Raw genomic sequence first — 4,269 nt, forward strand, 5'->3', positions numbered from 1 at the left:
GTGAAGGAAGTGATCGCCCATTCGTCGCCCGCCGGCGACAAGGCCGATTCCTATTTCAATGCCTCTTTCATCCTCGGAGGCCAGATCAAGGGCAGTCCACCACGGCTGTTCATGATCTATCCCGAGGGCAATTTCATCGAGTCGACCGATGACACGCCATTCTTCCAGATCGGCGAGACCAAATACGGCAAGCCGATCATCATCCGCGCCTATGACCGTACGATGAGCCTCGCCGAGACGGTGAAGCTGCTTCTGGTTTCCTTCGACTCGACGTTGAAGTCGAACCTGTCGGTCGGCCTGCCGCTCGACCTGCTCTTCCTCGAGGAGGACGCCTTCAAGGTCGGCCTCAAGAAGCGGATCGGCCAGGACGACCAATATTACCGCACGATCTCGGATGGCTGGTCCAACGCGCTGAAGGCGGCTTTCGCCAGCCTGCCGGATTTTCCGGGCTAGGGGCGGCACCCCGTTGCCCTATTCGACATGTTAATCAAAAGTTGGAAAGGTAGGAACAACTGACCGGCAAGGCAGTCGGTCGGCCGGGAGCAATCATGGTTGTGCAAGAAATGGCAAAGTCTGAAACAACCGCGGAAGCAATCACGCGAGCCCTTGTAGAACACAGCATCGACACCGTGTTCGGCATACCCGGGGTTCATATGTACGATTTCAACGACGCACTCCATCGTGCCGGCGACAAGATTAAATTCATCCATACGCGACACGAACAAGGTGCCGCCTACATGGCATATGGCTATGCCAAGGCAACAGGCCGGATTGGTGCGTTCACCGTGGTTCCGGGACCAGGCGTGCTGAACGCGGGTGCGGCCCTCTGCACCGCCCTGGGTGCGAACGCGCCGGTGCTTTGCATCACGGGCAACATCATGTCTCACTTGATCGGCAGAGGCCGGGGACAGCTTCACGAATTGCCGGATCAGCTGGCGACCCTGCGCGGCATAACGAAAGTCGCCGAACGCATTGATCACCAGTCAGAGGCTGGCTTCGTCGTCAGCGAGGTTATCTCCAAGATGATCTCCGGGCGAAAAGGACCCGGCTCGATCGAAGCGCCGTGGGATGTCTTCGGCCAAAAAGGTCCGGAGGTGCCGATTGTTTCGGCAGCGCGAGCCGAGAGTGCCCGGCCGGACCCGCTGGCGATTGAGCAGGCCATCCAGCTCATTTCAAATGCCAAACGTCCACTCATCATGGTTGGTGGCGGAGCGGTTGATGCGCGCAAGCAGGTGCGAGAACTTGCCGAGCGTCTAGGTGCGCCTGTAACGGCTCATCGATCGGGCAAGGGTGTGCTCCCCGACGATCACCCCAATGCCCTTAATCTGGTCGCAGCATACGACTACTGGAAAGATACCGACCTTCTTATCGGTGTCGGCAGCCGCCTTGAATTGCAGTTCATGCGCTGGCGATATATTCCAAAGAACCTCAAAGTCATCCGGATTGACATCGATCCGAAGGAGATGGTTCGCCTGCGTCCGGACGCCGCGATCGTGGCGGATGCGGCCGATGGCGTCGATGCTCTTCTCGAACAGGCACCTCGATCTTCAATCGATATGCGCCTGGAAGATTTCGCTCGCCTGAACAATGCCGCGAGGGAACGCTTCGCTGCCGTAGAACCTCAGGTTTCCTACGTCAACGCGATCCGGCGCGCACTGCCGAGGGACGGCTTCTTTGTCGAGGAGATCAGCCAGGTGGGCTTCACCGCCCGGTTCGCGTTCCCGGTTTTCGCTCCCCTGCAATACGTGACCTGCGGCTATCAGGAAACTCTGGGTTTCGGGTTCAATACCGCGTTGGGCGTCAAGGTTGCTCATCCGGACAAGATGGTGATCTCCGTCTCCGGCGACGGCGGTTTCATGTTTGGCCTCCAGGAGCTTGCAACCGCGGTTCAACATCGCATCAACGTGATAGCGATCGTGTTCAATAACGGTTCTTTTGGGAACGTGCTGAGAGACCAGAGACAATCGTATGACGGTCGCTACCTGGGGTCGGAGCTGACCAATCCGGACTTTGTGAAGCTCGCCGAGAGCTTCAATATCCCGGCCTTCAAAGCGACGACGCCCGAGGAGCTCGAGCGATTGATAACGACTTGCGCGACCCTAGACAGCCCCGTGTTGATCGAAGTGCCTGTGGACAGAGGGTCCGAAGTGAGTCCCTGGACGTATCTCCATCCCGCTCCCCATCCAGATTAAGATCGTCCGCCGCTTCGCCAGAACCGGTTCGCATTGGCTTGCGTACCGGTTTGCCTTTGCGATCAGATGATTTTCATTAGCCGGCTCATACCTTTTCATTGCTTTCGTTTTCCGATATAGACAGGAAAAACGAAAATGGAGGATGCCGGATGTTTCTTTCGCCACGTCATACCGAAATCATCCAGATGGCGAAGGACCATGGCCGGGTGCTGGTCGAAGATTTGGCGACGCATTTCAGCGTGACGCCGCAGACGATCCGCAAGGATCTCAACGATCTCTGCGATCAGCGCCTGCTGACGCGTGTCCATGGCGGGGCGCTGTTTCCGTCCGGCATCGAGAACATGGAATATGAGGCGCGGCGCAAGATCGCCGCCGAGGAGAAGGAGGCGATCGGCCGCGCCGCGGCCAGGTTGATCCCCGACAATGCCTCGCTTTTCATCAACATCGGCACCACGACGGAAGCCGTCAGCAAGGCGCTGCTCGACCATAACGGGCTTATGGTCATCACCAATAACATCAATGTTGCCAATAGGATGCGTATTTATCCTTCGATAGAGGTGGTGATAGCCGGCGGCGTGGTGCGCGGCTCCGACGGCGGTGTCGTCGGCGAGGCAGCCGTCGATTTCATCCGGCAGTTCAAGGTCGACTACGCCGTCATCGGCGCCTCGGCCATCGACCATGACGGCGCGCTGCTCGACTTCGATTTTCGCGAGGTGAAGGTGGCGCAAGCCATCATCGCCAATGCGCGTCACGTGATTCTCGTCTCCGACCAGACCAAATTCGAGCGCACGGCGCCGGTTCGCATCGGCCACCTGTCACAGGTCAACACCTTCATCACCGACCGTTGCGACATCCCTTCGGTGCGAAGGATCTGCGAGGAAAAAGAGGTTCGTTTGATCGAGACGGCGCTCGAATAAGCGTCGTCTCACGGCCGTCTCACACGCCTGTGATATTTCGTTTGACATTCGTTCTTAGTTCGAAATAATCCATCACGGTTTCGCGAAACACAAAAATGGTGCAATGCGAAATCGCGGAGGAACCCTGTGGACTCATCACCGATCCATGACATTTTCGTCATAGGTGGCGGCATCAACGGCTGCGGCATCGCCCGTGACGCCGTTGGCCGCGGATTTTCGGTTTTCCTGGCCGAGATGAACGATCTCGCCAGCGGGACTTCGTCCGGCTCGACCAAGCTGATCCATGGCGGCCTGCGCTATCTCGAGTTCTATGAATTCCGGCTGGTGCGCGAAGCGCTGATGGAGCGCGAGATCCTTTGGAAGAACGCGCCGCATATCATCTGGCCGATGCGCTTCGTCCTTCCCTACGCCAAGGGCCTGCGCCCGGCCTGGCTGATCCGGCTCGGCCTGTTCCTCTACGACCATATCGGCGGGCGCAAGCTGCTGCCGGCGACGAAAACGCTGGACATGGCCACCGATCCGGCCGGCAAGCCGCTGAAACCGCTCTTCCGCAAGGCCTTCGAATATTCGGACGGCTGGGTCAACGATGCCCGCCTGGTGGCGCTCAATGCCCGCGACGCGGCGGACCGAGGCGCCATCATCCGCACCCGAACCAAAGTTGTAAGCGCGCGCCGCGACGGAGCGCTGTGGACGATCAAGATCCGGAATGTGCTGACCGGCGAGACCGAGGAAGTCCGCGCTCGCCTTCTCGTCAACGCCGCCGGGCCCTGGGTCGACCAGGTGCTGGCAAAGGCGGTCGGCCAGAACGATGTGCACAATGTCCGTCTGGTGCAGGGCAGCCACATCGTCATCCGCAAGAAGTTCGACGATCCGCGGGCCTATTTCTTCCAGAACAAGGACGGGCGCATCATCTTCGCCATTCCCTACGAGGAAGAGTTCACGCTGATCGGCACCACCGACCGCGACTATCCGGGCGATCCGCATGACGTGAAGATCAGCGATGCCGAGATCGACTATCTCTGCGCCGCAGCAAGCGAATATTTCGCTCAAGCCGTCAAGCGTTCGGACATCGTCTGGACCTATTCGGCGGTACGCCCGCTCTATGATGACGGCGCCTCGAAGGCGCAGGAAGCGACGCGCGACTATGTGCTGAAGGCCGA

General features: G+C 59.0%; 3 protein-coding genes and 1 pseudogene. All 4 read left to right on the forward strand.

Translation table 11 applies throughout. The annotated features are described in order from the left end of the window. A pseudogene (locus EOA29_RS27150) lies at positions 1-453 on the forward strand (peptidase); the annotation flags it as partial. Between the two features lie 110 nt (positions 454-563). Continuing rightward, a complete protein-coding gene (locus tag EOA29_RS27155; protein ID WP_126095904.1) occupies positions 564-2,192 on the forward strand; it encodes a thiamine pyrophosphate-dependent enzyme in 1,629 nt (542 codons plus the stop codon). Between the two features lie 149 nt (positions 2,193-2,341). Continuing rightward, positions 2,342-3,109 (forward strand): DeoR/GlpR family DNA-binding transcription regulator, encoded by a 768-nt coding sequence (locus tag EOA29_RS27160; protein WP_126093834.1) that lies wholly within the window; start codon positions 2,342-2,344, stop codon positions 3,107-3,109. A gap of 126 nt (positions 3,110-3,235) precedes the next feature. Further along, a partial coding sequence (gene glpD, locus EOA29_RS27165; protein ID WP_127221864.1) for a glycerol-3-phosphate dehydrogenase occupies positions 3,236-4,269 on the forward strand: 1,034 nt, incomplete at its 3' end.

This window comes from Mesorhizobium sp. M1E.F.Ca.ET.063.01.1.1, from assembly GCF_003998155.1.
In the GTDB taxonomy this organism is placed as follows: Bacteria; Pseudomonadota; Alphaproteobacteria; order Rhizobiales; family Rhizobiaceae; genus Mesorhizobium.